We start from the raw sequence: 687 nt of genomic DNA, 5'->3' as shown, positions 1-687 counted from the left end.
AAAAAATTCTTAACGATATTGCTAATGGAGAAACTTGGCGCGCTGTTGCAAAGCGCTACAAGATCAGCAAATTCACCGTCTATAGCTGGATTAAAAATCCCCATCCTAAAAGGCTTTACTGAGCGTAAGCCCTCAAAGATTGATGATGAAGCCTTGCTTAAGGATATTGAGCAGTATCCTGATGATTACCAATGGGAAAGAGCTAGACGTTTTAATTGCTCGCAATCAGCGATTTGTTATGCTCTAAAGCGACTAAAGATAACGCATAAAAAAAGATTAACCAACATCCAAAAGCCGACACAGAGAAAAGAGAGCACTTTCAAGAACAAATAGTGGATAAGACTGCTCAAGACAAACCGATAGTCTATCTTGATGAATGTGGTTTTAAAGCCTTTGCTCATAGACCTTATGGCTACAGCACAAAAGGACAAGTTTGTCATGGAAGTGATAACTGGCATTTAAAAAACCAGAGCAATGCGATTGGAGCCATTATCAATGGAGAATTGTTTGCCTTACGCTTATATGATGGTTCTATTAACAGCGATATTTTCTCTCATTGGGTGAGAGAAGCACTGTTACCTGAGTTACCTAAAAATCAGTGTAATTGTCATGGACAATGCCGCTTTTCATAAACGCAGTGATATTCAAGCAATCATTGAAGAGCATGGGCATGAGATAGTTTGGTTA

Annotated in this window: 3 protein-coding genes; all 3 read left to right on the top strand. The window is 38.9% G+C overall.

Annotation, left to right across the window (positions count from 1 at the left end; genetic code table 11):
- Positions 1 to 5 precede the first annotated feature (5 nt).
- Genes A5N85_RS18120 through A5N85_RS14465 form a run of 3 tightly spaced genes read left to right on the top strand, consistent with a single transcriptional unit; the run spans position 6 to position 632 of the window.
- The gene (locus A5N85_RS18120) at positions 6 to 122 is read left to right on the top strand and encodes a helix-turn-helix domain-containing protein (RefSeq protein ID WP_428843266.1); all 117 of its coding nucleotides are present in this window, start codon (positions 6 to 8) and stop codon (positions 120 to 122) included.
- Positions 82 to 333 carry an IS630 transposase-related protein gene (locus A5N85_RS14470; RefSeq protein ID WP_072577700.1) on the top strand — a complete coding sequence of 84 codons (252 nt, stop codon included), beginning with the start codon at positions 82 to 84 and terminating at the stop codon, positions 331 to 333. The genes A5N85_RS18120 and A5N85_RS14470 overlap by 41 nt, the downstream gene beginning before the upstream one ends.
- On the top strand, positions 333 to 632 hold the full coding sequence (locus A5N85_RS14465; RefSeq protein ID WP_072577699.1) for a transposase: 300 nt from the start codon (positions 333 to 335) through the stop codon (positions 630 to 632). Before A5N85_RS14470 ends, A5N85_RS14465 begins: the two co-directional genes overlap by 1 nt.
- Positions 633 to 687 lie beyond the last annotated feature (55 nt).

Source organism: Suttonella ornithocola (assembly GCF_001889065.1).
Taxonomy (GTDB): Bacteria; Pseudomonadota; Gammaproteobacteria; order Cardiobacteriales; family Cardiobacteriaceae; genus Suttonella_A; species Suttonella_A ornithocola.
This window is presented reverse-complemented; position numbering and strand designations above follow the sequence as displayed.